28 protein-coding genes are annotated in these 23,730 nt (G+C 54.3%); 27 read left to right on the top strand and 1 reads right to left on the bottom strand.

Going from position 1 to position 23,730, the window contains the following annotated elements:
• Nucleotides 1–3 precede the first annotated feature (3 nt).
• The 22 genes from LF929_RS16115 to LF929_RS16010 all read left to right on the top strand — a co-directional run bounded on the left by LF929_RS16115 (nucleotide 4) and on the right by LF929_RS16010 (nucleotide 17,294).
• Entirely contained in the window at nucleotides 4–582 is a 579-nt protein-coding gene (locus LF929_RS16115; protein ID WP_210175776.1) for a type 4 pilus major pilin, read from the top strand.
• Nucleotides 583–587: 5 nt separating this feature from the next.
• Complete coding sequence (locus tag LF929_RS16110; RefSeq protein WP_038903521.1) at nucleotides 588–1,070, top strand: lytic transglycosylase domain-containing protein; 483 nt, start codon at nucleotides 588–590, stop codon at nucleotides 1,068–1,070.
• Entirely contained in the window at nucleotides 1,067–1,720 is a 654-nt protein-coding gene (locus LF929_RS16105) for a prepilin peptidase (RefSeq protein ID WP_226066792.1), read from the top strand. The genes LF929_RS16110 and LF929_RS16105 overlap by 4 nt, the downstream gene beginning before the upstream one ends.
• Nucleotides 1,721–1,722: 2 nt before the next feature.
• The gene (pilV, locus tag LF929_RS16100) at nucleotides 1,723–2,958 is read left to right on the top strand and encodes a shufflon system plasmid conjugative transfer pilus tip adhesin PilV (RefSeq protein WP_226066791.1); all 1,236 of its coding nucleotides are present in this window, start codon (nucleotides 1,723–1,725) and stop codon (nucleotides 2,956–2,958) included.
• Between the two features lie 118 nt (nucleotides 2,959–3,076).
• On the top strand, nucleotides 3,077–3,961 hold the full coding sequence (locus LF929_RS16095) for a hypothetical protein (protein ID WP_226066790.1): 885 nt from the start codon (nucleotides 3,077–3,079) through the stop codon (nucleotides 3,959–3,961).
• 67 nt (nucleotides 3,962–4,028) lie between these two features.
• On the top strand, nucleotides 4,029–4,703 hold the full coding sequence (locus tag LF929_RS16090; RefSeq protein ID WP_226093021.1) for a TIGR03759 family integrating conjugative element protein: 675 nt from the start codon (nucleotides 4,029–4,031) through the stop codon (nucleotides 4,701–4,703).
• Between the two features lie 23 nt (nucleotides 4,704–4,726).
• Complete coding sequence (locus LF929_RS16085) at nucleotides 4,727–5,275, top strand: transglycosylase SLT domain-containing protein (protein WP_226093020.1); 549 nt, start codon at nucleotides 4,727–4,729, stop codon at nucleotides 5,273–5,275.
• Nucleotides 5,272–5,790, top strand: coding sequence for a PFL_4695 family integrating conjugative element protein (locus tag LF929_RS16080; RefSeq protein ID WP_226092972.1), 519 nt, complete (start codon nucleotides 5,272–5,274; stop codon nucleotides 5,788–5,790). Before LF929_RS16085 ends, LF929_RS16080 begins: the two co-directional genes overlap by 4 nt.
• A gap of 2 nt (nucleotides 5,791–5,792) precedes the next feature.
• Nucleotides 5,793–6,107, top strand: coding sequence for a hypothetical protein (locus tag LF929_RS16075; RefSeq protein ID WP_226066788.1), 315 nt, complete (start codon nucleotides 5,793–5,795; stop codon nucleotides 6,105–6,107).
• The gene (traD, locus tag LF929_RS16070) at nucleotides 6,097–8,181 is read left to right on the top strand and encodes a type IV conjugative transfer system coupling protein TraD (RefSeq protein WP_226092971.1); all 2,085 of its coding nucleotides are present in this window, start codon (nucleotides 6,097–6,099) and stop codon (nucleotides 8,179–8,181) included. Before LF929_RS16075 ends, traD begins: the two co-directional genes overlap by 11 nt.
• Complete coding sequence (locus LF929_RS16065) at nucleotides 8,181–8,954, top strand: TIGR03747 family integrating conjugative element membrane protein (protein ID WP_038925512.1); 774 nt, start codon at nucleotides 8,181–8,183, stop codon at nucleotides 8,952–8,954. The genes traD and LF929_RS16065 overlap by 1 nt, the downstream gene beginning before the upstream one ends.
• Before the next feature lie 12 nt (nucleotides 8,955–8,966).
• A complete protein-coding gene (locus LF929_RS16060; protein WP_024108374.1) occupies nucleotides 8,967–9,158 on the top strand; it encodes a hypothetical protein in 192 nt (63 codons plus the stop codon).
• Between the two features lie 90 nt (nucleotides 9,159–9,248).
• Nucleotides 9,249–9,578: an RAQPRD family integrative conjugative element protein gene (locus LF929_RS16055; protein WP_050570774.1), complete on the top strand. Its 330-nt coding sequence runs from the start codon at nucleotides 9,249–9,251 to the stop codon at nucleotides 9,576–9,578.
• Nucleotides 9,578–9,820, top strand: coding sequence for a TIGR03758 family integrating conjugative element protein (locus LF929_RS16050; RefSeq protein ID WP_226092970.1), 243 nt, complete (start codon nucleotides 9,578–9,580; stop codon nucleotides 9,818–9,820). The genes LF929_RS16055 and LF929_RS16050 overlap by 1 nt, the downstream gene beginning before the upstream one ends.
• A gap of 21 nt (nucleotides 9,821–9,841) precedes the next feature.
• Nucleotides 9,842–10,180 carry a TIGR03745 family integrating conjugative element membrane protein gene (locus LF929_RS16045; RefSeq protein ID WP_226066783.1) on the top strand — a complete coding sequence of 113 codons (339 nt, stop codon included), beginning with the start codon at nucleotides 9,842–9,844 and terminating at the stop codon, nucleotides 10,178–10,180.
• A 10-nt stretch (nucleotides 10,181–10,190) separates the two neighbouring features.
• A complete protein-coding gene (locus LF929_RS16040) occupies nucleotides 10,191–10,559 on the top strand; it encodes a TIGR03750 family conjugal transfer protein (protein WP_038925508.1) in 369 nt (122 codons plus the stop codon).
• Between the two features lie 2 nt (nucleotides 10,560–10,561).
• On the top strand, nucleotides 10,562–11,221 hold the full coding sequence (locus LF929_RS16035) for a PFL_4703 family integrating conjugative element protein (protein WP_161130190.1): 660 nt from the start codon (nucleotides 10,562–10,564) through the stop codon (nucleotides 11,219–11,221).
• 74 nt (nucleotides 11,222–11,295) lie between these two features.
• Nucleotides 11,296–12,132 (top strand): TIGR03749 family integrating conjugative element protein, encoded by an 837-nt coding sequence (locus LF929_RS16030; RefSeq protein WP_236614466.1) that lies wholly within the window; start codon nucleotides 11,296–11,298, stop codon nucleotides 12,130–12,132.
• 11 nt (nucleotides 12,133–12,143) lie between these two features.
• Nucleotides 12,144–13,658 (top strand): TIGR03752 family integrating conjugative element protein, encoded by a 1,515-nt coding sequence (locus LF929_RS16025; protein WP_226093019.1) that lies wholly within the window; start codon nucleotides 12,144–12,146, stop codon nucleotides 13,656–13,658.
• A gap of 11 nt (nucleotides 13,659–13,669) precedes the next feature.
• Complete coding sequence (locus tag LF929_RS16020; protein ID WP_226092969.1) at nucleotides 13,670–14,083, top strand: TIGR03751 family conjugal transfer lipoprotein; 414 nt, start codon at nucleotides 13,670–13,672, stop codon at nucleotides 14,081–14,083.
• Complete coding sequence (locus LF929_RS16015) at nucleotides 14,083–16,902, top strand: conjugative transfer ATPase (RefSeq protein WP_226092968.1); 2,820 nt, start codon at nucleotides 14,083–14,085, stop codon at nucleotides 16,900–16,902. The genes LF929_RS16020 and LF929_RS16015 overlap by 1 nt, the downstream gene beginning before the upstream one ends.
• Nucleotides 16,903–16,910: 8 nt before the next feature.
• A complete protein-coding gene (locus LF929_RS16010) occupies nucleotides 16,911–17,294 on the top strand; it encodes a hypothetical protein (protein ID WP_226066779.1) in 384 nt (127 codons plus the stop codon).
• Between the two features lie 44 nt (nucleotides 17,295–17,338).
• Here LF929_RS16010 and LF929_RS16005 read toward each other — a convergent pair whose 3' ends face one another.
• Nucleotides 17,339–17,878: a hypothetical protein gene (locus LF929_RS16005; protein WP_226066777.1), complete on the bottom strand. Its 540-nt coding sequence runs from the start codon at nucleotides 17,876–17,878 to the stop codon at nucleotides 17,339–17,341.
• A 184-nt stretch (nucleotides 17,879–18,062) separates the two neighbouring features.
• Between LF929_RS16005 and LF929_RS16000 the strand changes: the two genes are divergently transcribed.
• The 5 genes from LF929_RS16000 (at nucleotide 18,063) to LF929_RS15980 (ending at nucleotide 23,728) form a co-directional block, all read left to right on the top strand.
• A complete protein-coding gene (locus tag LF929_RS16000) occupies nucleotides 18,063–20,489 on the top strand; it encodes an ATP-binding protein (protein ID WP_226066775.1) in 2,427 nt (808 codons plus the stop codon).
• Between the two features lie 104 nt (nucleotides 20,490–20,593).
• Complete coding sequence (locus LF929_RS15995; protein ID WP_226066773.1) at nucleotides 20,594–20,998, top strand: TIGR03757 family integrating conjugative element protein; 405 nt, start codon at nucleotides 20,594–20,596, stop codon at nucleotides 20,996–20,998.
• Entirely contained in the window at nucleotides 20,995–21,978 is a 984-nt protein-coding gene (locus LF929_RS15990; protein WP_226092967.1) for a TIGR03756 family integrating conjugative element protein, read from the top strand. Before LF929_RS15995 ends, LF929_RS15990 begins: the two co-directional genes overlap by 4 nt.
• Before the next feature lie 47 nt (nucleotides 21,979–22,025).
• A complete protein-coding gene (locus tag LF929_RS15985) occupies nucleotides 22,026–23,369 on the top strand; it encodes an integrating conjugative element protein (protein ID WP_226093018.1) in 1,344 nt (447 codons plus the stop codon).
• The gene (locus LF929_RS15980; RefSeq protein WP_226066771.1) at nucleotides 23,369–23,728 is read left to right on the top strand and encodes a hypothetical protein; all 360 of its coding nucleotides are present in this window, start codon (nucleotides 23,369–23,371) and stop codon (nucleotides 23,726–23,728) included. The genes LF929_RS15985 and LF929_RS15980 overlap by 1 nt, the downstream gene beginning before the upstream one ends.
• The last annotated feature ends 2 nt before the right edge of the window (nucleotides 23,729–23,730 follow it).

The following is a 23,730-nucleotide window of genomic DNA, read 5'->3' as shown; positions in this document are numbered from 1 at the left end:
CCTATGTCAGTTTCAGTTAATCAACGTCCACATCGTGGCTGGGCGATTCTTGAGCATGGTGCGGTCGCTGTACTCATCATCATTGTCGTGGCCTATGTGGCATCAAAGTTGTGGGACCTGTGGTTTAAAAAGGACGTTGCTGTTGAAACCACTAATATTCAGACCCTGGTATCGAATGGACGTGCAATGAAAAGCAACAGTGGCTACAACTTTACCAGTGGTACCACCATGACCGGGACCCTAATCCAGGTGGGGGGGGCACCCAAGGGGATGACGGTGCAGGGCACTGCATCATCGGGAACCGCAACATTGTGGAACTCTTACGGCGGACAGGTAGTGATGGCACCTGTCGCCACTAGCGGGTTTAACAATGGGTTTTCGGTCACGTATCCGCGAGTTCCGCAAGCGGATTGTATCTCCATTGCCCAGCAACTGGGTGCCGGTGGGGCATTTGCCGGTATCACGATCAACAGCACGGCGTTTAGCGATGGTGCAGTGTCCGCTGAAGATGCCGGCAAGGCGTGCCAGGCTGATAGTGGTCGTACCGGCAATAATACGCTGGTTTTTACTGTTAACGGTTGATGATGATGTGGTATGCGGCCTTGCTTTCCGTCCTGCTGGCTCTGGTATCGCCGTCGGCACGGGCATTCTGCTTCGAAGCGGCCGGCGAAAAATACCATATCGATCCGCTGTTGCTGCTGGCGATAGCCAAGGGAGAGAGCTCACTTAATCCTGCCGCGGTAAATATCAATCGTGACAAAGTCACCCGGCGGGAGGTCAGCAGGGATTATGGTCTGATGCAGGTGAATTCAACAAACCTGCCTGGCCTGATTAAACAAGGCATCATCAGCGGGCCGGACGATCTTCTCACCCGTCCGTGTCTTAACGTACAAATCGGCACCTGGATACTGGCCCGCCATTTCCAGGTGTGCGGTATCTCATGGAACTGTCTTGGTTCCTACAACGCTGGTTTTCGTCAGGACAGACACGAAAGCCGCGAATCCTATGCCAACCGCATTTATGCCATTTATCGCCAGTTGCTGCGTGAACGGCGTGGGATCGTACTGTGACGCTGATTACGCTGGCCCTGCCATGGCCGCTGATGGTACCGATTTTTGTGCTCTCTCTGACTGCACTGATGGCTGTGTCCGGACAGGTGCATTATTTCCTGGCTGAACAGCGCTCTGTTGAGCTGTGGTGCAGACGAACGGTATTGCGCTACGCCTGGCTGCATGCCGGTGTACTGACGCTCATTATCATGGCACCAACTGATGGCCTGACGCGGCTGTTGTGGACGTTTTTCTGTCTGTTCGTCTTCCGTATGTCCCTGACAGATCGCCTGTCCGGCTGGTTGCCGAGTGATTTTACCTGGAGCTGTCTGCTCGCTGGCATTCTTGTCGCCGTGATGCAGTCGCAGGGGCTGGTTAACCTCGCAGTTGCCACGGCGCTGGTGTGCGCGAGTGCACTACTGCGCAGCGTCGGCTCCTGGTATGCCGGACAGGAGGTTATTGGCCTTGGTGATGTGTGGCTGACCGGTGCGCTCGGTGCCTGGCTTGGCTGGATGCCAGCGTTGCAGGCATTGTTGGCCGGCACTGGTGGATTTGTCCTGTGGCAACTGGCTGGCCGTCAATCCCACGGAGGGCCATTGGGACCCTGGCTGTGCTGGGGCGGCCAGTTGCTGATGTTGCAGATGCTGTATCAACCTTTATTGACGTGGTGAACATGAACATTTCAACCAGAAAAACGCCGGATCGTGGCTGGGCCATTATGAGTACCGGTGTCGCGCTGATTATTCTCGTTATGGTAGCCATATGGGGAACTACCAAGTGGAATGACTACCTGCAGCAGCGGGAATGGCAGGTAGTCGCGGCACAGACCAGTCGATTTACCGTGGCGGTAAAAAGCTATGCCGCCCGGTATTACGATACATTGTTGAATTCGGCCACGACAACTGCACCGGTGGTGATCACTCCTGCCATGCTCAAGAGCACTGGTTTTCTGGAAGCCGGATTCAGTGACACCAATTCATCAGGTCATACCTACCGCGCAGCCGTCATTCGCAATGCGACCAATACCAGCCAGTTGCAGGCTCTGGTGTTTACTCAGGGTGGGGTAGGGCTGCCGTTTTTGGCATTACGACAGATTGCTATCGATATTACCAATGGACTGGGAGGCTATATATGGGATGGCACCAATGCGACCGGTGCGATGAACAGCTGGAGTGTGCCGCTCAGCAGTTTTGGCGTTAGTACTACCAATGGCCATATTGTTGCGTTACTGACCACGGACGAACTCGGAGCCGCAAGAAACGAAAACGATCGGTTATACCGGTTCTCCGTCACAGGAAAGCCGGATTTAAACAAAATGCATACCGACATCGACATGGGAAGCAATGACCTCAATAGCGTCAATGCTGTAAACGCACAGACGGGGAATTTCAGTGGTGATGTGAATGCCAGCGGCGCGGTGACCGCCGGTGGTAATGTTACCAGCACAAACGGATGGCTGGTTTCACGTGGGAATCTTGGCTGGCTTAACGCCGACCACGGCGGCGGATTTTATATGACAGACAACGATTGGGTTCGGTCTGTGAATGATAAAAATATTTACACGGGGGGAACAATACTAGGGGGCGGTGTTCGGGCAAATGGCCGATTAAGTGCTGGCGAGGTTCTGAAACTTGATCAAGTGAATACTGCAGGGGCCTGGTGTGACGAAAATGGCGTAGTGAGTCGTGATGGGCCAGGCGGCGTTCTGTCGTGTAAAGATCACATCTGGACGGCGGCGTCAGGCACGGCTACGAACATCAACGTCTATCAATGCCCGTACAGCATTTGCGACAACAACTCGGCTTCAACATGTGCCGGCCAGTTGAGTACGCAACCGATGTGCCAGTGTCGAGCAAGCGGTGGCCAGGCAGGGTGCAATTATGTCGGCAAGTTGATTGTCGGACAATAATAATAGTTAACGTTTTTTCATCCTTCACAAAATGAGTTTCGGCTCGTCATAGCTGACTGAATTTAGCACTGTAGCGCGACAGTAGTCTGCTATTTGCTAAATGCTAAAGGATGTTGTTATGACGACCGAAACACTCACCGAAGCCGCTACTTCGTTTTCGGTTGAGGAGCCCGCCGTTTCTCCTGCCGTCTCGTCGTTGCCCGATGAGAAGCCAGTAAAAAACGGGTTTATCTTCCGGCAGAGCCGTGAAAGTAAATCCACTCCTCCTTTTGCCTCGCTTCTGATGACTATCTGGCGTGTTGGTAAAGTGGTCATCATCACTGCGAGTCTGGCTTGCAACGCTTATCTGCTCAATGAGCTGAGTCTGCAGCAAATCAGGATGACATCGCTTGAGGCGGCTTTCCGTGCGGGGAATCTGAGCAAGCTGTCAGAATCTATCGCGACTATTGAAGGGCGGCTAACTCTATCTCGTCAGGATGCACAGGCCCTGGCTGATCGGGTAACGACCGTTGAGCAATCGCGTAACGCGGTGCAACAGCAGGTTGCTGAAAATACACAGAGTATACAGCGTCTGAGTACCGCGCAGGCGGCAGAACGGCAAGCGCTGGAAACGTTGCAGTTGCAGTTTAATGCCCTGTCTGACTGGAAAGAACAGTGGTCAAAAATGACCGCTGACCGCAAAGCGGAAAAATCGGCCACGACGTCGACGACAGAAGGTGCCTCAGCTGCCAAAGAGACAGTAAAAAAAAAGTCCCTGACTCGGGGACCTCGCATTAGAGAGCAGGATAAATCGCTGTCTCCACCTTTCGTCGTGAATGGCGTTGAGCGCCGCGGCGGCCAGATGTTTCTGGTCGCATCGCCTGCTGATGCGCCGACATCATTATCACAGGTACGTCTTTTATCTCCCGGCGACAGCCTTTCCGGCTGGACACTGACGGCGGTTGATGGTGGGCAGGCTCACTTCACTGTCAATGGCCATTCCCAATCTATTCCCCTGAGGTAACACCATGAGCATGAATTATAAATCCAGGAAACTGGCCGGCGGCGTATTGCTGCTGTCTGTTTGTTCGATGGCACTGGCCGCAGATAAACAGGATTCCAGCGTCCAGCAGTCTCAATCACTCTCGTCTCTGCAGCAGTCGATTATCCGTGACGAGCAGCAACGTCAGGCCAGTGCGTGGGGGTTGAGTGCAAACGAATGGCAGCGATACCAGCAGCTGATGAATGGACCGCGTGGCGTACAGTCTCCAGGGCTAGATCCGCTGACGGCGCTGGGGATTGAAAGCGACAATCCGACCGACCGCCGCAGACTGGCTGAGCTGTGGGTAAAGCAGGAGTTCCAGCGTACTGAAAAAGAGTTGGCGTTCCAGCGTGAGGTGAATGCGGCGTGGACGCGCCTGTATCCGAATTCACTGGCCGTCAATATGGGTAATGCCACGGGTATCGCTCATGATACGTCTGGCCGCCTGGCTCTTTTTGTGCAGGACAACTGTTCGCGTTGTGATGCGCGTCTCGCCGCTATCCTGGCTGATAACAGGCCGGTAGACATTTACCTGGTCGACAGCAATGGCAGTGATGACAAGGTGCGTAACTGGGCGATAGCCCACCGGATACCGGTTGATCGGGTGCGCAGCCGGCAGATTACCCTGAACCATGACAAGGGGTTATGGATGCAGTATGGCCAGGGGCAAATGCCTGTGGTCTTGCAACAAGGGGACGGCGGATGGCAAATTGCGGCGTTTTAATCACTTTGTTGTTTTCTCTGATGATGCCGTTGACATCAGCGGCAACTGACCTTGTCCTGGATATCCCCTGGGCTTACCAACAGATCGCGCAGGACGAGCGGGTCCCGGTTGAATCCCTGTACTCGTTGGCGTTGGCTGAAAGCTCCAAAAAGCTGGCAGGGGGGCGGGTACGTCCGTGGCCCTGGACGATTAACGTTGCGGGGACGGGATATCGCTATGAGACCCGTGAGAAAGCGATGGCGGCGCTGTTGTCATTTATCCGGGTGTATCCACTCAAACGCATTGATGTCGGTATTGCACAGGTCAATCTCGGCTGGAATGGCCATCTTTTCCCATCTCTACACGATGCGTTTGATCCCTATCTCAACCTGCGTGTGGCGGCACGACTGCTGCGCGCCTGTTACGAATCCAGTCCTGGGAGTTGGATTCGGGCGGCGGGATGTTATCACCACCCTGCCGGCGGACAGGCTGCCCGGGTGTATATGGACATCGTTCGCAGCAAGCTGAACCGCCTTTCTGTGGCTTCTGCCACGTCATTGTCCCAGTTGACCTGGGTGGAGCCCGATAAATGATCCGTATTCTGCTGTGTTTTCTTTGCTTTGTTGTACCTGCTGCGGCTATGGCGCTGACGGTGGTGGCCGACCTGGGTGGGGAGTCGACCGATCGCTATTTTTCGGCAATTAACCCGGTTCAGGATGAGGTTCGTATGCCGGACACGCATCAAACTGGGCGGGCGTTCGTGTCGTCCATGATGCCAATTCGTACCCCAGAATTGTCCCCTGGCGTTGAGCCGGAACGGGCGGTGTCGCTGCCGGGTATGCAGCCGCTATTTCTGTTTGGGGATGATCAGCGCTCGCTGGCGATATTGCGTCACTGCTATCCACAACTCAAGGAGATGGCGGCGACGGTACTGATGGTCAGTGTGCCGGATGAGAGTCTGTTCCGGGCCATCCAGGCTGATTACCCGGATATCACTGTTTTGCCGGTTAATGGCAGCGATCTGGCCAGACGTCTGAAGTTGTCGCACTACCCGGTCATGGTCACCGCCGGTGCTATTGGACTTAGCGCCTGTGTGAAGGGGAAATAATCATGTATTACCTGTCGCGTTTTTTTCTGCTCTTTGGTGTGACGAGCGGCCGGGAGGCCATGATTTTTGTGTTTAAAGCGGTGCTTCTTTTCCCGTTATTTGGGATCGGATGCCTGGTTGTTATCCCGCTGTGGTTGTTCTCGCTGCCCGATTATTTCCTGTATGTCCGTGCCTTTTTTGAAAACGAACATATCACCGAGCTGCTGATCCAGTACTGGTCGGGTTTTCTGCTTTTTTACCTGGTGTTCCAGTGGGTCTTTACCCTGAATGTGAACGCAGCTCATCGAGTCAGCGAGGTGTCGCGTCATGAGCCATAAATATGTGATGGAATCGCTGTTGCGGCCAGCCGTTGAGCTGAATACGGCCGTTGTCGCCAGCTGTGCGACTTGTCTGTGCCTGACTGCTCCCTGGTCGATTGCACTGGCCCCGTCTGTCAGTTGGGTGCCTGCGGTGGGATTTGGTGTACTGGCCATGAAGAGAACGAGGGAGGGACTACGGATATTGCGTTATCGCCGTAATATCCGGCGCCTGCCGCGTTACGTTGTGTCCAGTCATCAAATTCCGGTCAGCCATAAACGGTTATTCCTGGGGCGTGGTTTTGCCTGGACGCCGATACATACCCAGCGAGTGATGGAGGCGCGTCGGCCAGAGCTGGCTCATTTTGTCCAGCCCGGTGCGCTTTATCGGGCGGCCCGATCACTGGAGCAGCGATTTGAACATGTGCCGGCATTATGCAAGTTGACGCGATGGGATTCGCCGCTGAACACGGCACGCCCGTTGCCGCCGGTGGGGGGCAGCTCGATTTACCACGGTGTGGAGCTGGATGAACAGGATGTCAGCTATGACCTGGGAGAGCGTGTTGGTCATATGCTGGTGATTGGGACCACCCGTGTTGGCAAGACCCGACTGGCTGAATTGTTGATCACGCAGGATATACGTCGGGGGGACGTGACTATCGTCTTTGACCCGAAAGGGGATGCTGACCTGCTGCGACGTATGTGGGCAGAAGCCCGGCGATCCGGCCGGGAAAATGAATTTTATGTGTTTCATCTGGGCTGGCCAGACATCAGCGCCCGCTATAACGCCATTGGGCGGTTCAGCCGCGTGTCAGAAGTCGCTTCACGTATCTCAGGGCAGTTGTCTGGGGAGGGCAATTCCGCGGCATTTAAAGAATTTGCGTGGCGTTTCGTCAACATCGTTGCTCGCGCGCTGGTGGCTCAGGGGCAGCGCCCGGATTACACCCTGGTGTTGCGTTATGTGACCAACATCGGGGAATTGTACGAGAGCTATGCGGAGAGCCTGCTGGCCAGAGTGGCCCCCCAGTTGCTGATAGACGCGGAGAACCTGCTGTCCACGCTGGACGAACGTAACCTTCCCCGCAATTTGTCCGGGCAGCCGAACGCGATGAAAGTCTGGGCGCTGGAAACCGTGCTCGGCAGCGAGGCGGCCAAGGCGCTTGTATATGATCCGGTACTGGATGGGCTGCGCTCCGCGGTGCGCTATGACAGGACCTATTTCGACAAGATAGTCGCGAGCCTCCTGCCGTTGCTGGAAAAACTCACCACCGGCAAGACCGCGGGGCTGTTGTCACCGGATTACGACGATATGGACGACCCCCGCCCCATCTTCAACTGGCTCGATGTTATCCGTAAGAAAGGCATTGTCTACATTGGCCTGGATGCGCTGTCCGATGCGGCGGTGGCATCGGCGGTCGGCAATTCCATGTTTGCCGACCTTGTTTCTGTAGCCGGCCATATCTACAAATTTGGTCTCGGCGAAGGGTTGGACAATACCGAGAAAACCCCGATTAACCTCCACTGTGACGAATTTAACGAATTGATGGGCGACGAGTTCATTCCCTTGATCAACAAAGGCGGCGGGGCAGGGATACAGGTTTCTGCATATACACAGACGGTTTCAGATATCGAGGCTCGCATCGGTAGTGCCGCAAAGGCCGCGCAGGTTGTGGGGAACTTTAACTCGCTCATCATGCTGCGTGTTCGTGAGAACACTACAGCCGAGCTGCTCACCAGCCAGTTGCCTGAAGTCGACGTCTATACCAAGACCTTGATGTCTGGTGTGACGGATGTGTCTAATCCGGAGCATGGCAGCGATTTCACCAGTAATGTCCAGGATAGCGTGAGCTCGGTGCGGATGCCGATGATAACGCCGGCAGATGTGATCAACCTGCCGAAAGGGCAGGCCTTTGCGTTACTTGAGGGGGGTAAGTTGTGGAAGATTCGGATGCCGTTGCCGGCATCCGAAAATGATCCCTTGATGCCGGAGAGCATCGAGAAAATAGCGGAATACATGCAGCGTAACTACAGAACGGCTGAGTCCTGGTGGTCTGAGCCTGGCATAGACGCGTCCTTGAGCCAGGGAGCGGCGTGATGGCACAGACGCAGCAACAATCACAGCAACAGCGGCCTGCCGCTCCACCGAAACAGTCAGGGCCGATCATGTTTCTGCTCTGGGATTTGCCGTGGAAACTGGTGGGGATTTTTCTGGCGGCGTGGCTGGTCAGCATTATTGTTGAGTTTGCCTGCATGACGCTGATTTGGCCGACAGCTGGGGCGGAGCATAGCCGTGAAGTTCTGCATACAGAAAGCGCCTACTTATCAGAAGGCTTTACCCGCAGTTTGTTGATGTCGGAACCGGTTATCACGATGAATCACGTAGTGAACCGGGTCTATCAGTGGGGGTTTGTTGATACCGGCTTTATTAGCTGGCTGAACGGCAGTGCGGCTCCCCAAACGGCAGCAGGCCATCGTCGTGGTGAGCTGCTGGAGGCGATTAGCCAGACAGGAAGATCCCTGGCGATGTGGGTGGGGGAGTACCTGGAGGCGATGATGTACGTGACGCTCATCTACGTCATCCGGGTGTGCATCCTCGTTCTCTCAATCCCTCTCTTTGTCCTGGTCATAATCACCGGGGTTGTAGATGGGCTGGTTCGGCGCGATTTACGGCGCTACGGCGCCGGTTATGAATCCAGTTTTCTTTATCACCATGCCAAACGCTTTATCAAACCAGCGTTCTACGGTCCGACCATGCTCTATCTCGGCTGGCCAACGGCTGTATGGCCGAATCTGCTGATTTTGCCTGCCGCAATACTGCTGGGGGGAGTTATCTCGGTGACGATGGGCGCATTTAAAAAATACCTGTAGTGAGGAGTTTATATGGAAAACAATCCTGCTGTAGCGGCAATTGAGTATGCATTAGAGTTAGATCCTGATGAGTGCCACACCTTTTTGCATTTATGGTGTTACGGCGAGTTTGATGCGCTCCGTAAAGAATGGGAGGACATCCCCGATGAAGTCTTTATTGGTGCAGACCCTTTCTTTAATAAAGATAACGTACAGTTACAGTAAATTTTTCTAACTCGAAAAAGGGTTTCGTGCTGTCCTCTCCACGCTAATCCTCCACTCTGCTCCCACCGTTACTGTTATGGGAGCAGAGACATGGTGGTTCGATCTATCAACCCCCTCAAATGTGTCCTTTCTGTCGTCATCTTTTCCTTTTTGTTTTCGGCGTCTGCACAGGCCTCTGAAAAAGACGAGCTGGCATTGGTGATGCGTCAACTGGATCAGGTGCAAGCCGCGCTCAACCGGGCTCAGGTGATTGCCAGTCAGAACGCAGGTGATTCCGCCCGCTACTACTTCGACTACTCCAGTGCTACGCGCGACATCACGGCGATGAAGCTCGGTATCGAGCGATATCTACAGCCGTCCCGGGCGCAGCCCGCTGTGCCGATGAACGTCACTGGCCAGTACAGCCAGGAGTCACGCTGATGCCGATGACCAGCGCACAAAGTGGGGCGTGGAGTATTGGTGCCGGGGGCGGCGAGCCCTCCGTACTCAACAACTTGATCACGGGGACGCTCTTTGTCGTGTTGTTTCTGATAGCCGCATGGGCACTCGTTTCTTTGTTTCGGGGATGGCGGAGTCAGGCGATAGATACCGAAACGATGGGGAGCAGTGTGCTCCGGTTCATCCTGCTGCTGGTGATTTGTCTCTTTTTCTTTGCCAATTAATCGATGGAAATTCTTAACGTTATGAAAAATCTACTTAACCGTATTGGACAAGCCTGTTTGCTTGCTGTCCTGTCATTTCGTGCTTATGCCGACTTGCCACCTGTTGAAGCGCCGTCGACTGGTGGCGGTGGTGGACTGTTTAACACAATGAAGGGGATTATCAGAGATGGGTCCACTCTGGGTGGTCTGTTGATTGCAGTAATCGCCTTTATCGTGGTAGCCAATGCTGCCATCAGCTGTTTTCACCATGTTCGTCAGGGAAAAGCGACGTGGACCGAATTCGGTGCGTTTATCGTTGTTGGTGTGGTCTTGCTGGTTGCGGTGATCTGGTTGCTGACTAAAGCGGCAGACATCATCTAAGGGAGGGAACATGGCGGTGATCAACTTCCTCCCGGACCGGTTGAATAACCCTCCGGCCGTATACAAGGGGTTTACCACCGGCGAGCTGGGACTGGCTGCTGGAACTGGCGTTCTGCTTGGTGTACCTCTGGCTCTGCCGATGTTGCCCCTGGTGGGATGGGTGATATTACCGACCTGTATGCTGTTGACGCCGCTGTTGGTTGTTTTTATCGGCGGACACTACATCAGCAGTTACAAACGCGGTAAGCCGGATAACTATATCTGGCGTCGCTTCCAGGAGCTCCGTGCCCGTTTGTCCCTGGCTCCGGGTTCAGGGCTGGTCCTGTCATCTCAGCCCTGGCAAATCAAGCGCTCTGTTCGTATCACGAGGGGGCGCTGATGCTGAGTCGTTTTCGTAATGCGGTCAGCGCTCGTGATAACCACATATTGACGTTACGCGGCATTATTGTGCTGTTGGTGCTGCTGCTCATCATGACTATTGTCGGATGGATGTCTGCACCGCGTCAGCTCACTATCCACAATCCCCCCGATTTACGCAGTGGCAGCACGCGTGAATGGTGGAAAGTACCGCCCTCCACGGTCTACGCCTTTGGGTTTTACATTTTCCAGCAACTCAATGCCTGGCCGAAGAATGGTGATGTGGACTACCCGGCCAAAATTGCTCAATTGGGCGCGTTCCTGACCCCAGCGTGTCAGGACTTTCTCAACAAAGATGCGAAAGTGCGTGGTGACAGCGGCGAGCTGAAGGACCGTGTCCGCGTGGTGTATGAGCTGCCCCGGCGAGGGTATAGCAGCCAGAGTGTTACCGTTCGCTCAGACGATGAGTGGGTGGTACGTCTGGATCTGGTAGCCGACGAGTACTACCACACCGAGCCTGTAAAGCGTGCCATGGTGCGTTATCCGTTGCGTGTACTGCGTTGGGAGGGTGACCCGGAACGTAACCCGTTCGGTCTGGCACTGGACTGCTACGACAGTATGCCTCAACGCATTGAAGCTGCGCCGGTCGCGGCACCGGAAAAGAAAACGGGGGTATTCCAATGACCGTGACCGTTTTTTCACGTATCACATCCGCGTTGCTGATTGCCGCTGCATTTCCGGTTTCGGCGGTAGAGCTGATGCGCTGGGAGCGTATCCCGTTGCAGGTACCGCTCAACGTTGGCCAGGAGCGCATTGTGTTTGTCGATAAGAACGTGCGGGTCGGATTCCCGCCGTCACTGAAAGACAAACTCCGGGTTCAGAGCAGTGGCGGTGCGGTCTATCTGTCGGCCAGCGAGGCCTTCCCGACAACGCGCCTGACCCTTCTGGATGCAGAGAGTGGTGAAATTATCCTGTTGGATATCAGTGCATCTGCCGGTAAGGCACTCCGTGAACCGGTGAAAGTGGTGTATGAGGGAGAGGTCACATCGGTGTCATCTCCGGATAACGCTAAAACCACGGGGAGCAGCAACGGTAATGGGCACCGGGCAAGCTCAGGCTCAGTTAAGTCGGAGAGTGCTGATTCGGGGAGTGGATCAACTTCCCGTCGCCAGGCTCCCTCGCTGAACGCGCCGTTACCCGTGGTGATGACACGGTATGCCGCACAAAACCTGTATGCCCCTCTGCGCGCTGTCGAGTCTGTACCCGGTATTCACCCGGTTCCGCTGCGTCTGCCTGGCACGATCACCACGCTTTATCCCTCTGAGCCGGTACAGATTAAACCCCTGGCGGCGTGGGCTCTCAATGAACACACCGTGGTGGCATTACAGGTGCGTAATACCTCCACGCGTAAGGTGATCCTGGATCCGCGTCGACTGGACGGCCGTTTCCTGTCTGCTGCTTTTCAGCATCGCTGGTTGGGGCGAGCTGGTACCCCCGAAGACACAACGGCCGTTTACCTGGTTGTACAGGGCAAACCGGACAGTGCGTTTATTGCCGAGCCGGTAATGCCTGCTCAGTCGACTAAAAAGAGGTAGCAGAAATGCAGATGAAGTCGAACGGACTGGTAAAAATCCTGGTACCTACCGTGTTGTTGGCCTCTGCCGTCATCGGTGTGAAAAGTTGTTCCGGGGGTAAAAGCAATGACGTCGGTGAAACAACGAAGAAGGCGACGTTGAGCGAGTTAACGCCGGATGACTTGCGCACGCTGGGTATTGAAGGGGATACCCCACAGGACACGCTGAGGACGCTGGTAGGCACCCTCAAAAATGTGTCTGCAAAACAGACACAACTCGAAGAGCAGAACAAACAACTGCTGGAAGAAAACAAGAAGCTGAAATCGGCAAATGCGGATGTTGATGGTCGCATCAATCAGGCTGTGTCTACCTCCCAGCAGGAAGCTGCCAAAGAGCAGGGCGCATTAAAAGGGCAGATTCAGCAGCTGACGCAGCAGATGAATAATGCGCTGGATCAGTTGAAGAATGGACAGTCTCGTACGTCTTCTCCATCGGTGAATAGCCGGTCAGATTTTCCCGTTGGCCTGGGATTGGGCGATACGGGTGGAATGCCTCCTGCATCAACGACAGGTGTGGCAGGTGCTGATGGACTGATGTGGGTTGAGCCCACGGACGGTATTGCCACCGATGCCAGTGGTAAACCTGTGGCGAAAGGGGTTGCGGCCACCAGCACTACGTTCCCACTTTCATTTCTTGATGATAACGCTATTACCCGGCAGAAGGCCGAACTGGATCGCAAGTCGGGTTCGGCATCACTGAACGACAATGGTACGCAGGGACCGGTTGACCCGGTTTATACCCTGCCGGAGAACTCGACGCTGGTGGGCAGCCAGGCAATGACGGCCCTGCTGGGACGCATTCCCATTGATGGCAAGGTCGTCGATCCGTATCCATTCAAAGCGGTGATCGGCAAGGATAACCTGACGGCCAATGGTATTGAATTGCCTGATGTCGAGGGTGCCATTGTTTCGGGAACGGCCACCGGTGACTGGACGCTGTCCTGCGTACGCGGGTCAGTGACCAGCATCACCTTTGTGTTTACGGACGGTACTGTTCGTACATTACCGCGCCCGTCAGATAAAGCGGACAGCAGTGGTGGCCAGAATAATTCCGGCAATGGGTCGGCGGGCGGCAGCATTGGCTGGATTTCAGATGAGCACGGTATCCCGTGCGTGGCCGGCGAACGCAAATCGAATGCCTCCACGTACCTGCCCACCATTACGTTGCTGGCCGGCGCCAGTACAGCCGGTGATGCACTGGCACAAAACCAGAATACCTCACAGACCAATGGGTATGGCGGGGTTACATCCTCGCTGACTGGGAATGCTGGTCAGGCGGTGCTGGGTAAAGCATTTTCGGGTGGTACCAAAGAAATCGTGGACTGGGTGAAATCGAGGTATGGCCAGACGTTTGATGCCATTTATGTGCAGCCCGGCGCCCGGGTGGCAGTACATATCACCCGGCAGTTGGCTATCGATTACGAAGAAAAAGGGCGCAAGGTCAAATATGACTTCAGCCTGAATAAGACCGGAATGGGGATGGATTGAAGGGGAGCACAATGACGGAAAAGAAACGTATGGTATTAGTATTATCGGTTTTTTTGCTTGCTGGATGCAGTACCAGCAAGGACGCCATGCTACCGCCAGGGGACAGCAATATGCTGGAGTTGTGGCGTAATGGTGCCGCTTCGGGGACTGCCTCACCATCTGCCGGCGATGGTCGGAGCGTGTTGCGTCGGGCACTCTCTGAACGGGATCGCACTCAACTGCAACAGGAGTCAGACAGCTACAGTCGTACCCAGGAGAACGAAATCCAGCAGACGTTTCCTCGGTTACCCAATCCTGACCTGGTCATGTACGTGTTCCCTCATCTTGCCGAAGGCAGTACCCCGGTTCCGGGGTACAGCACGGTGTTCCCGTTCTACTCTCAGATCCAATACGCATTGCCGGGCGAGCGGCTGGGGGACCTGTAATGTTTTCCTTATTCCGCTCTAAAGTGAACGTGCGTCCTCAATATCAGGAGGGCGACGGTCCTTTTGCCGTTGCCGGCCGCGAGCCGTTACACAGAGATGGTACGCTTACTCATCGCGATGAGCAGCGGTTATACGACACAGCTCCATCGATCATTGATTTCATGCCGTATGCAGAATATTTGCCCCAGGAGCGCTGTATTCTGCTGGATGACGGCGTGTCGGTGGGGGCGGTATATGAAGTCATACCGGTAGGGACCGAAGGGCGCCCGGCAGAACGGCTGGATGAGATCCGCGACACGGTAGAAGATGCGCTGCAGGACAGCCTGCCTGAGCTGGATAGTCATCAGTGGGTGGTCCAGTTTTACTGTCAGGATGAAACTGACGTAACCGAGTACATTGACCGGCTGCGGGGGTATGTCAAACCTTGGGCGGAGGGAACGGCGTTTACGAATGCCTGGCTCGCTGAGACCGAAAGGCATATGAAGAGCATATCGGTCGAAAAAGGGTTGTTTGAAGACAAGATTGTAACCGGTGCGCCCTGGCGGGGGCAGGCTCGTCGTACCCGCATGGTGATCTACCGGTATGTTGAAACGCCGGTTCGTGATCAGATGTCACCTGTGGTGATGCTGAATCAGGTGTGTGACAGGGTGACGTCGGCACTGGCCGGAGCCAGTATCAAATGTCATCGGCAGAATGGTGAGCAGATCCACGGCTGGCTGCTGCGCTGGTTCAATCCTAATCCCAGGTGGGTAGCACCGGACGCACTCTACCGCTCAGCCCACCATGACGATGGTGGGCCAGGTTCGTTGCCGCTGATGAACGATTTTAGCGAATCGTTATGGTACACCCGCCCCAGGAGCGACGCTGAACGGGGGATCTGGTGGTTTGACGACATTGCACACAAGGCTGTGCCGGTGGAGGCGCTGCGTCGGGTGCCACAGACCGGGCATCTGACCGGGGAAGTGCGGCGAGGCGATAACGTCAACGCGCTAATGGATTTGATGCCCCAGGGTTCGATGCTGGTCATGACGCTGATTGTGCAGCCCCAGGACGTGCTGGAAGAACAGTTTAACAAATTAGGTCGTGATGCGATGGGTGAGAACGTCGATTCGGCCCGGGCTCGTGAGGACGCTCAAACAGCCAAAGCCTATCTGGGTGAACGTCACAAACTGTATCGAGCGGCGATAACATTTTTGCTGCGGGCTCATGACACCGATACATTGTCAAAACGCCAGTTAGATCTGAACAGTAAGCTGCTGAACAACGGTATGAAGCCGGTCAATCCGGAGCACGATGTCGCGCCGCTGAATGGATACCTCCGCGCGCTGCCGATGGCCTTTAATCCGGAGTTGGACAAGCAACACTGGTATAGTCGGCTGATGTTCGTGCAGCATTTTGCGTGCATGTTACCGGTCTTCGGTCGAGATACAGGCACTGGCAATCCTGGACTCAGTTTTTTCAATCGGGGCGGGGCACCGCTGACATTTGACCCGATGAACAAGGCGGATCGTACTCAGAATGCGCATTTGTTGTTGTTTGGCCCAACAGGGTCGGGAAAGTCGGCAACGCTCTGTAGCGGTTTGTCCCAGACGATGGCACTCCACCGTCCCAGGCTGTTCCTGTTGGAAGCGGGTAATTCCTTCGGGCTTTATGGCGACTATTGCGAGTCATTAGGGCTGACTGTCAATAAAATCAGTATCAAGCCTGGGAAAGGCGTTTCGTTAGCGCCGTTTGCTGATTCGCATTTGTTGCTGGATGCAGCACCCAACACGTTGATTACGGATGAAGATAAACTTCCTGAACTGGATGAAATCAAGGATGACGACGGTGACGATGAACGCGATGTTCTGGGGGAAATGGAGATCGCCGCACGCCTGATGGTTACTGGTGGAGAGGCGGCAGAAGAACTGCGGATGACACGGGCAGATCGCGGGATGCTGCGTGAAGCCATTCTGATAGCTGCTCATGCCGCTCACGATGAGCAAACCCAGATGTTGCCTGAGCATCTGATGAAAGCCCTGGAGTCCATTGCTCGCGACAATAGCCGGGACAGTGAAGGTCGGGAGCGTCGAACGGCGGCGCGTCGTGCCAGGGCGGAAGAAATGTCTGAGGCCCTTCGAATGTTCACCGAAGGGTTTGAAGGTGAGTTGTTCAATCGTCCAGGCATTCCCTGGCCGGAGTCGGATGTCACCATTATTGATTTGGGCACGCTGGCACGTGAAGGGTATGAGGCGCAGATGGCTGTTGCGGTGATTGCACTGATTAATACCGTCAACAATATTGCTGAACGTGATCAGTACCTGGATCGGGAAATAGTCATGGTGATCGACGAGGCGCATATCGTGACCACCAATCCCTTGTTGTCGCCGTATGTCACCAAGGTGGTGAAAATGTGGCGTAAGCTCGGCGCCTGGCTGTGGCTGGCGACACAGAACCTGAAGGATTATCCCAGTGTATCCGAAAAAATGCTCAACATGGCGGAGTGGTGGTTGTGCCTGACCATGCCGCCGGATGAAGTGGAACAAATAGCGCGTTTCAAGACGCTGACTGCAGAGCAGAAAGCGATGTTGCTGTCAGCTACGAAGCTGCCTCGATGTTATACCGAAGGCGTTGTGCTCTCAACGCGTGTGCAGGCACTCTTCCGGTCTGTGCCGCCCAGTCTCTATCTGGCTCTCGGGATGACAGAAAAAGAGGAGAAGGCTGAGCGCCGGGAACTGATGCAGCAGTTTAACTGCAGTGAACTGGAAGCTGCGTTCCGGGTGGCAAAGCGCCTGGATGTAGCACGTGGCATACTCTCTGAACGGGCTGAAATACTATGAAATCGCTGATGACTGATGTGGTTGTGGTTCCGGATAGCGATATCGCGCCATCGGTAATGTTCGATGTCCCGCCACAGGGCGGCGCCCGCATAGGGGAACATGAGCACCGTGAGCTTTCCAGGCTGCAGGCTGAGGTGAAAAAACGGCTGACTCTGCCGATAGCGGCGGCAATATTGCCGCACCGGATCGGTCGTAGCAACAGCATCTCAGTGCACCTGAGCGACCCACTGGAGAACACGCTGGATATTTTGGTCACCATTACGGGTAATATTTCATGGCCAGATGACCAGGATTATCAGCATGGTATGCGCTGGTATATCAGCATCCCCGATACGGTGGATGCGCTGTGGTTATTGAGCCGACTGGAAGCAACATTGAAGGATATGGATTGAAAGGAGGGCGTTTCTCTCATTCGTGAGGGAAACGCCCTTGTATTCTAATGAATAAGCGCTTTTATTGATATGTAGACGTATATCATTCCGACTGTGAATGCAAAAGCTGCTATCCCTCCCAGAAGCGTTGCTATTATGAATGGGTATTTTGTTTTAAATGGTTTCTCTATTGTTTTTTCTTTTATGTCTTCTTTTATTTCTAAAGAGTTTGTTTCATGATGGAGTACCAGATTTCTAATTCTCTCGTCCATTTCACTTGTTCTGCGAGAGTGCCCTAAAAAATTGCAATACATGTCTGCAACAGCGCATGCCAGTCCTAAAACGAAACAGAACCCAGATGACATAAGCGATTGTTTGTCAATGCCGGTCCCAGGTTGAATTGCGATCAGCGAGACAACGCCAGCCAGGCCTGCTGCGTTAATAATGACCAGGTGTTTGACCAGTTCGATTACCCACTCTTGCATTCTACTTGATTCTTCCTTGCAAATTTTATAACCGACCTTCCAGTGGGCCAGGAATTGAGGGGTGATATCCCCAAGCGTTTCTCGTTCTGGTTTAATCTTGGGGGTGAAAGTTTCAGGCATAATGTTATCCAGCAATTAATGAACGTATTTTTGACGGTCTGGGATTATAGCATTAAACATGAGAACAACAGGGCCACATGGCTTATGTGTCTCTGTTTATCACTGCTTTTGAAAAACAATTCCGCATTGTTTCATCCTTATCAGTAAACAGAATGGGGTCTCATTTTTAACCGACAGGTGCATCATGAGATACCCATTCGAACTTGACCCTCAAATCATTCATCACATTATCTACAGCCAGGCTGGCTCGATTGGTAAAGCCATCATCGAGCTATTGATGAACTCCGTAGATGCCCAGGCGAAAGCGGTTGTGCTGTCACTGGATCGTACTGGTTTCAGTTGCGTTGACGATGGAACAGGGTTTGCGTCACTTGATGACGTCATTAACTATTTTGGCCGTTTCGGTACACCACACCAGGAAGGGGACGCAACATATGGGCGATTTCGCCTGGGGCGTGGACAGATTATGGCTCACGCCAGAACGGTATGGCAGTCGACCCAATGGAGAATGCGTGTAGATACGCGTGAGATGGGTTATAGCTACGATCTGGATGAGCTCGAAGAACGAATCCGGGGGTGTCACATCACCGGTGAATGGTACGAACCGTTGAGTGATGTAGAACTGGTATCAGCAGTTCAGGAGATCCGTGACCTGGTTCGTTACACGCCTGTCTCGATAACACTGAATGGTGCGGTTATCACACGCGCGCCGGCACTTGAGCAATGGGATGCCGAAGATGAGTTCGCCTGGTATCGGCTGAAAGCCGAGGGGGCAGTGGCCATTTATAACCAGGGCGTTCTTGTACGTCATGATCCCGGGCATGTGTGGGGGTGCGGCGGATTGATTGTCAGCAAACAGGCTGTGGCATTGAACGTCTCCCGGACTGAAATCTTGCGTAAGACATGTCCTGTCTGGCAATCCATTTCAAAAACCTTCGCACGTCTGGCCAACGACTTCACAGGCAGACTGGGGGCAAACAGGAAAACGGAGAATCGTCGGGAAAAGACCGCTCGCTCGTTGTTATCAGGAGAGGGGGATTACTACCGGCTATGTCAGGATGAGGAGGTGATCACTATCCTGCCAGGGAAGCGGCATGTTTCTTTTTCACGTTTTCTGGGGCTTTGCCGCACAGCATGTCGCAGCGACCTTCTTGCCGATGATGACGGTGCTTTTGAGGGGGCTTTTGTTGTCTCGCCTTCCTCGGATATTCCGATTGGGGAACGACTGGCGATGGCAGGGATTATTGCCGTGGTTCATCCTGTGACATTAACCCGGTTTGGGTGCCATTCGTCAGAAGAGTTTCTGGAATGTCTGGATCGAATCCATGACATTCTTGGCCAGTGGATTGTTAACAATGACTATCGTGGCCGATGGCTTTATACACCTGCATTGGCATCATTTGAGTATATTGCCAAACAACTGGTTGATGTCACGGCGTTGGTTTCTGAAAAGGCTGCTCTCGATGCCGAAACGCGTCGCGCATGGGTGGCGTTGCGATGGTGTTTGAGGGAATACGCACGGCGTTGTTGTAGTAACGGTGTTGACTACCAAATACTGCTCGGAGAGTCGAATAGTGCCGCGGCCTGGACTGACGGCAGATCGTATATTGCATTTAATGTCAATGTGGTCAGGCGGCTGAAGAGTGAGCCGCTGCAGACAGCGGGCTACCTTTTCAGCTTAACCGAACATGAGGTAGCGCATGAAGGCGACAGCATTGACTGTGGCCATGATGAAGTCTTCTACCAACGGTTCCACGACATCAGTATCCGTATGGCTGAAAAACGTCAGCGTTATATGCATGTTTGGTTAATGAAATACACCATTAGCATGGAAGCAGAGGGCAAGCGCGCACAAGGGAAAGCCTGGCAGGAACGTTTCTTATCGGATCGGGTGGGGAGCGGCCGGGAAAAACGAGGATTACCAGGGACTATCGACCCGAACGACGTAGCCGGTGATATCAGGGCACCCATATCTGATGAAGATGAAACATTCATCCAGCGGATGAATCTTTTGTCCGGAAAACAACGAGGATCGGGAGCTATCCCAGACTGGACGAAAATTATCCCTGCAGCCGTTCGCGCTCATAAAGACAGTCAGGCTCAACGGGCGGAGGCAGACCGCTGCGAGCGTGAGCGTATTGCTGCTCTGCTGGGTATTCAACCCGATGTACTGACCTATGACGATCTGGCTGAGCTGAGTTTTCCTAACTGTTTGACGGATGAGGATATTACAGAAGCCTGGAAGGACTTGTGTGGACGGAAGGCGGAGGAGGAGCGAGATAGGTGTGAGGAGCGTAAGATACGAGAGCACTACGCAGCCCTCTTTCAGGTGAAACCGGAAGACATATCCGACAGGGCATTTTACTTCTTGTATTATGAGACCCAGAACGATGAAGACGCATTGATTGCGTGGAAAGAAAAGCATTGGGAGCATGATGATGAGTTTGATCCCTATCTTGATTATTTTTCTGAACACCAGCCTGAGGCTGTCATCCCTGCCGAGTGGAAAGGTGTTCGTCCGGGAGAAACCCGGTGGTCACTGGAGCGCAATGCTTCTGCTGCAGGTTTTTGGTCTGTGACGGATTACCTGGCGTGGCGTGACAGGGAGTAAATTGGTTAATTTTTTGAATCTCAGAAAACAGTTCCTTACTGACACGCCGTGCCCATAAACGCACCTTAAACGGGTTAGTTTTCCCCGTTTAAGGAGTGCTCACCATGATCAGATTTGTTTATCTGACGGCGCTGTTGCTGCCTGCTGGTACGTTTGCCGGTACGGTCATTTATACCGACAGCGCTCACCCTGTTATACCTGGCTCATCCGCCGAGGCCCAGGTCGTCTACCTCGATGCTCCAGATAAAATTCAGGCTGATTTGTTTACTGGACTGTCTGCCGATCCGAGACAAGCAGAAGCACGCGCCCGGGCAGTACTGACGTCGCCTGAATTCAGGCAGCGGCAGGCTGATCTGTCATCGGCGTTCGCCGGCGTGATCAAGGCCTGGCAGCTGCAGCTGCAGCGTTATCCCGCTGTCGTCTTTGACGATAACTATGTTGTCTATGGCACCACCGACGTCGATCTGGCCAGTGCCCACCTGAGCAACTGGCAGGAGGCGCGCCGATGAATATGACGCTAAAAACCCGACGCATGTTGATGGCCACCCTGTTATCTGTCAGCGGGCTGACAACGGCCAGCGTGAATACGGCGCAGATTGTGGCAAGTGCGTCGTCGGTGTCGTGCATCAGTTGGCGTGTCAAGGGTATCTGCTATTGGCTACTCTGTACCCCATTTGGCTGCTCGGTCAAGACCTCGGTCCGCGTCGAGCATTTCATTCCAGAGGCTGTCGTATCGGCGTACGGTAACAGCGGTGATAACCCCTGGACTGAAATGTCGCTGGTCAGCCAGAGCGCGGCATCTGCAGAAGGCGGATTGATCGGGAGTATCGCTGGCGTTGTTGCCGGCGGGGGCAATCAGGAACTGAAAGCCCCCGAAGCAGGGCGCAAGAAGAACCTGCGCTATCTCTATAGCGATGCGATTGGTCACCCGGCCACGTCATTGATTGGTGGAATGGTCCCGGGGTACTCATGCCGTAGTGCCGCGTTGCCGCTCAATCCGTATTTTCTCAGCTCGCTCGATGCGCTGTTCTGGCGAACGTCGTTGCCGGAGTCGCTGTATCCAGAAGCACTCATTCCTGGCCAGCGAGAACTGGGTAGCCAGACGGGCGGGAATATGTGGGGCAACATCTATCCCCGCAGCGGCTTTGTTACCCAGCAGGACGGTTATAAGGCCGCGGCGTTAGTTGCCCAGCGAACGGCCGACGTGATCACCCGAAACGGGCAACTGCATATTTACCAGGCCCTGGTGGGAACACCCAGTCCCGGATACTGGCCACCCGAGCCGGTGACAGAAAATACCGGCACAACCAATCACAAGTGGCAGGCTCTGGCACCGCAGTTGTCCATGAGCTGCGCAATCTTTCCGGACAACGTTGGCCAGGCATCGATGCCGTATTCAGAACAAGGCAATTACGCCTGGGCATTATGGCAACCGTACAGCTGCTGCCAGCGCCGCGGACAAACCCTCCTTTACACCACTGACATTTGAGACTTTCCATGATGAATATGAAAACGATGATTGCAGCGGCGTATCTGATGCCGGTAATGAGTTTTGCAGCATCTACCCCATTGGGTACATCCAGTTCCGGGGCGATCAGCGACATGATGTTTTACAGCATCGGAGGTGGCTCGGTGATATCGCAGCCTGCCACGCGCAATAGCATGACCCGACTAGGCGTTCAGGGGGGCTGGTCGAGTGATTTAATGTGCGGCAATTTCGACATGAAAACCACGGTCGGTAATCAGCTCAATGGTATGACTAGTGGTTTCAAAGACCTGATGAGCACGGTGATCCAGGGGGCGACCGGTGCCGTAGCCAGTATGCCCGCGATGATTATTCAGCGCGCCAATCCCAGCCTGTACGAAATGCTGACCAACGGCATTCTGCAGGCCGGGTTGTCATTCGATAAAGCCAAGATGCGCTGTGAAAGCCTGTCCAACCGTATGGCCGATTTTACCATGGGCAACAAATGGACGCAGGCGGCGGTAGCGGAGGAGTTCAAAGACATTGTGCAGTCATCCGACGGTGATGCGGTACGCAGCGAGCAGAAACTGCAAAAGGCGACAGGCGAAGAGGGCACAACCTGGGTCGGTGGTCAGAAAAAAGGTGGCAAAGGGCAGGCAGCCATTCGGCCGACACATGACCTGGCCAAGGCGGGCTACAACATGATGAACAACCAGCCTGTAACCAGCAACAACACGGTATCAGCATCCAGTTGTAACGGTTCTGTCTGCCAGAAGTTTCCCGATTCCGAAAAAGCTGCAGAGGCGGTTGTGAAGGTGTTGGGCGATCGCTCCATCCGCACCTGTCGTGATGCCAGCCAGTGTACCAGCGGTGGTAGCGAGAATGAGCCACGCAGCAGCGTAGCTGGCACGGGCTTTGCCCCGATGCTGGAAGATGCAACTAAAGTCAATACCGAAGTCCTGTCGCAGCTGGTATCGGGCACCTTGGCGCCCACCGCGGAGAACATCGGCAAGCTGAAGACGGGGGGACTCACGGTGACTCGCGGTGTGATCCAGTCGCTGAAAGATGACCCGGACAATAGCGCGCTTGTGATGCGACTGGCCAGTGAGCTGGCAATGTCGGAAACGGTGGAGACAGCCCTGGTGATGCGCCGAATGATCACGACGGGGCAATCCGAACCGAATGCGGCAGATCAGCCAGAAGCGATGGCCGAAAGCGATCGCCGTATCGACGCACTGGACCGAGAGATTAACGCGCTGAAAAACGAAATGGAGCTGCGCAAAGCGATCAGCAACAACAGCCTGCTGACTGCGCTCGATCGCCAGGGGCTGCGTAATACTGACAACCGGATGCAGCAGAAATCCGGGAATGAAGACCAGGGCTTTAATGGCTTGAGCCAGAAGGCAGGAGAGTGATGATGCCTACGACCGTAGAGCCACAGGTAAAGGGCCGGAAGCGCAGGATATTCGCCTGGGCGAAACAATCCGCCCTGGTGTTCGGACTGTTAATTGTCATATTGGTCGTGTTGTTGCTGTTGGCCGCCGTGCTGTTTGAATCCGATCCGGATGGTCAGCACGTCAAAGCCTGGCTGGAGGCAAGTCGCTACGGATTATTCGTCTGGCGGCTGATGCTGTATGCCGGCACTGCATGGATGTGGATGACGATACGTGCCCGGTTTTTGCGTTCCACCCCGCGTCAGGCTGTGCTGAAGGTAGAGCGGTTGCTGCTGCTCTTTGTAGTGTTCAGCGAATGTCTCGCTTGGCGTACGGTGTAAGG

Source organism: Dickeya oryzae (assembly GCF_020406815.2).
Classification (GTDB): Bacteria; Pseudomonadota; Gammaproteobacteria; order Enterobacterales; family Enterobacteriaceae; genus Dickeya; species Dickeya oryzae.
Note: the sequence above shows the minus strand (reverse complement) of the source record. Positions and strands in the feature narration are given on the sequence as shown.

Excerpts from the sequence above, each read along its gene's own strand:
- LF929_RS16095 (WP_226066790.1), top strand. The coding sequence starts at position 3,077 with ATGACGACCGAAACACTCACCGAAGCCGCTACTTCGTTTTCGGTTGAG.
- pilV (WP_226066791.1), top strand. The coding sequence starts at position 1,723 with ATGAACATTTCAACCAGAAAAACGCCGGATCGTGGCTGGGCCATTATG.
- LF929_RS16050 (WP_226092970.1), top strand. The coding sequence starts at position 9,578 with ATGCCGATGACCAGCGCACAAAGTGGGGCGTGGAGTATTGGTGCCGGG.
- LF929_RS16065 (WP_038925512.1), top strand. The coding sequence starts at position 8,181 with ATGGCACAGACGCAGCAACAATCACAGCAACAGCGGCCTGCCGCTCCA.
- LF929_RS16045 (WP_226066783.1), top strand. The coding sequence starts at position 9,842 with ATGAAAAATCTACTTAACCGTATTGGACAAGCCTGTTTGCTTGCTGTC.
- LF929_RS16075 (WP_226066788.1), top strand. The coding sequence starts at position 5,793 with ATGTATTACCTGTCGCGTTTTTTTCTGCTCTTTGGTGTGACGAGCGGC.
- LF929_RS15980 (WP_226066771.1), top strand. The coding sequence starts at position 23,369 with ATGATGCCTACGACCGTAGAGCCACAGGTAAAGGGCCGGAAGCGCAGG.
- LF929_RS16110 (WP_038903521.1), top strand. The coding sequence starts at position 588 with ATGTGGTATGCGGCCTTGCTTTCCGTCCTGCTGGCTCTGGTATCGCCG.
- LF929_RS16030 (WP_236614466.1), top strand. The coding sequence starts at position 11,296 with ATGCGCTGGGAGCGTATCCCGTTGCAGGTACCGCTCAACGTTGGCCAG.
- LF929_RS16015 (WP_226092968.1), top strand. The coding sequence starts at position 14,083 with ATGTTTTCCTTATTCCGCTCTAAAGTGAACGTGCGTCCTCAATATCAG.
- LF929_RS16025 (WP_226093019.1), top strand. The coding sequence starts at position 12,144 with ATGAAGTCGAACGGACTGGTAAAAATCCTGGTACCTACCGTGTTGTTG.
- LF929_RS16005 (WP_226066777.1), bottom strand. The coding sequence starts at position 17,878 with ATGCCTGAAACTTTCACCCCCAAGATTAAACCAGAACGAGAAACGCTT.
- LF929_RS16055 (WP_050570774.1), top strand. The coding sequence starts at position 9,249 with ATGGTGGTTCGATCTATCAACCCCCTCAAATGTGTCCTTTCTGTCGTC.
- LF929_RS15990 (WP_226092967.1), top strand. The coding sequence starts at position 20,995 with ATGAATATGACGCTAAAAACCCGACGCATGTTGATGGCCACCCTGTTA.
- LF929_RS16090 (WP_226093021.1), top strand. The coding sequence starts at position 4,029 with ATGGCACTGGCCGCAGATAAACAGGATTCCAGCGTCCAGCAGTCTCAA.
- LF929_RS16000 (WP_226066775.1), top strand. The coding sequence starts at position 18,063 with ATGAGATACCCATTCGAACTTGACCCTCAAATCATTCATCACATTATC.
- traD (WP_226092971.1), top strand. The coding sequence starts at position 6,097 with ATGAGCCATAAATATGTGATGGAATCGCTGTTGCGGCCAGCCGTTGAG.
- LF929_RS16085 (WP_226093020.1), top strand. The coding sequence starts at position 4,727 with ATGCCGTTGACATCAGCGGCAACTGACCTTGTCCTGGATATCCCCTGG.
- LF929_RS16020 (WP_226092969.1), top strand. The coding sequence starts at position 13,670 with ATGACGGAAAAGAAACGTATGGTATTAGTATTATCGGTTTTTTTGCTT.
- LF929_RS16080 (WP_226092972.1), top strand. The coding sequence starts at position 5,272 with ATGATCCGTATTCTGCTGTGTTTTCTTTGCTTTGTTGTACCTGCTGCG.
- LF929_RS16115 (WP_210175776.1), top strand. The coding sequence starts at position 4 with ATGTCAGTTTCAGTTAATCAACGTCCACATCGTGGCTGGGCGATTCTT.
- LF929_RS15995 (WP_226066773.1), top strand. The coding sequence starts at position 20,594 with ATGATCAGATTTGTTTATCTGACGGCGCTGTTGCTGCCTGCTGGTACG.
- LF929_RS15985 (WP_226093018.1), top strand. The coding sequence starts at position 22,026 with ATGCCGGTAATGAGTTTTGCAGCATCTACCCCATTGGGTACATCCAGT.
- LF929_RS16010 (WP_226066779.1), top strand. The coding sequence starts at position 16,911 with ATGACTGATGTGGTTGTGGTTCCGGATAGCGATATCGCGCCATCGGTA.
- LF929_RS16040 (WP_038925508.1), top strand. The coding sequence starts at position 10,191 with ATGGCGGTGATCAACTTCCTCCCGGACCGGTTGAATAACCCTCCGGCC.
- LF929_RS16060 (WP_024108374.1), top strand. The coding sequence starts at position 8,967 with ATGGAAAACAATCCTGCTGTAGCGGCAATTGAGTATGCATTAGAGTTA.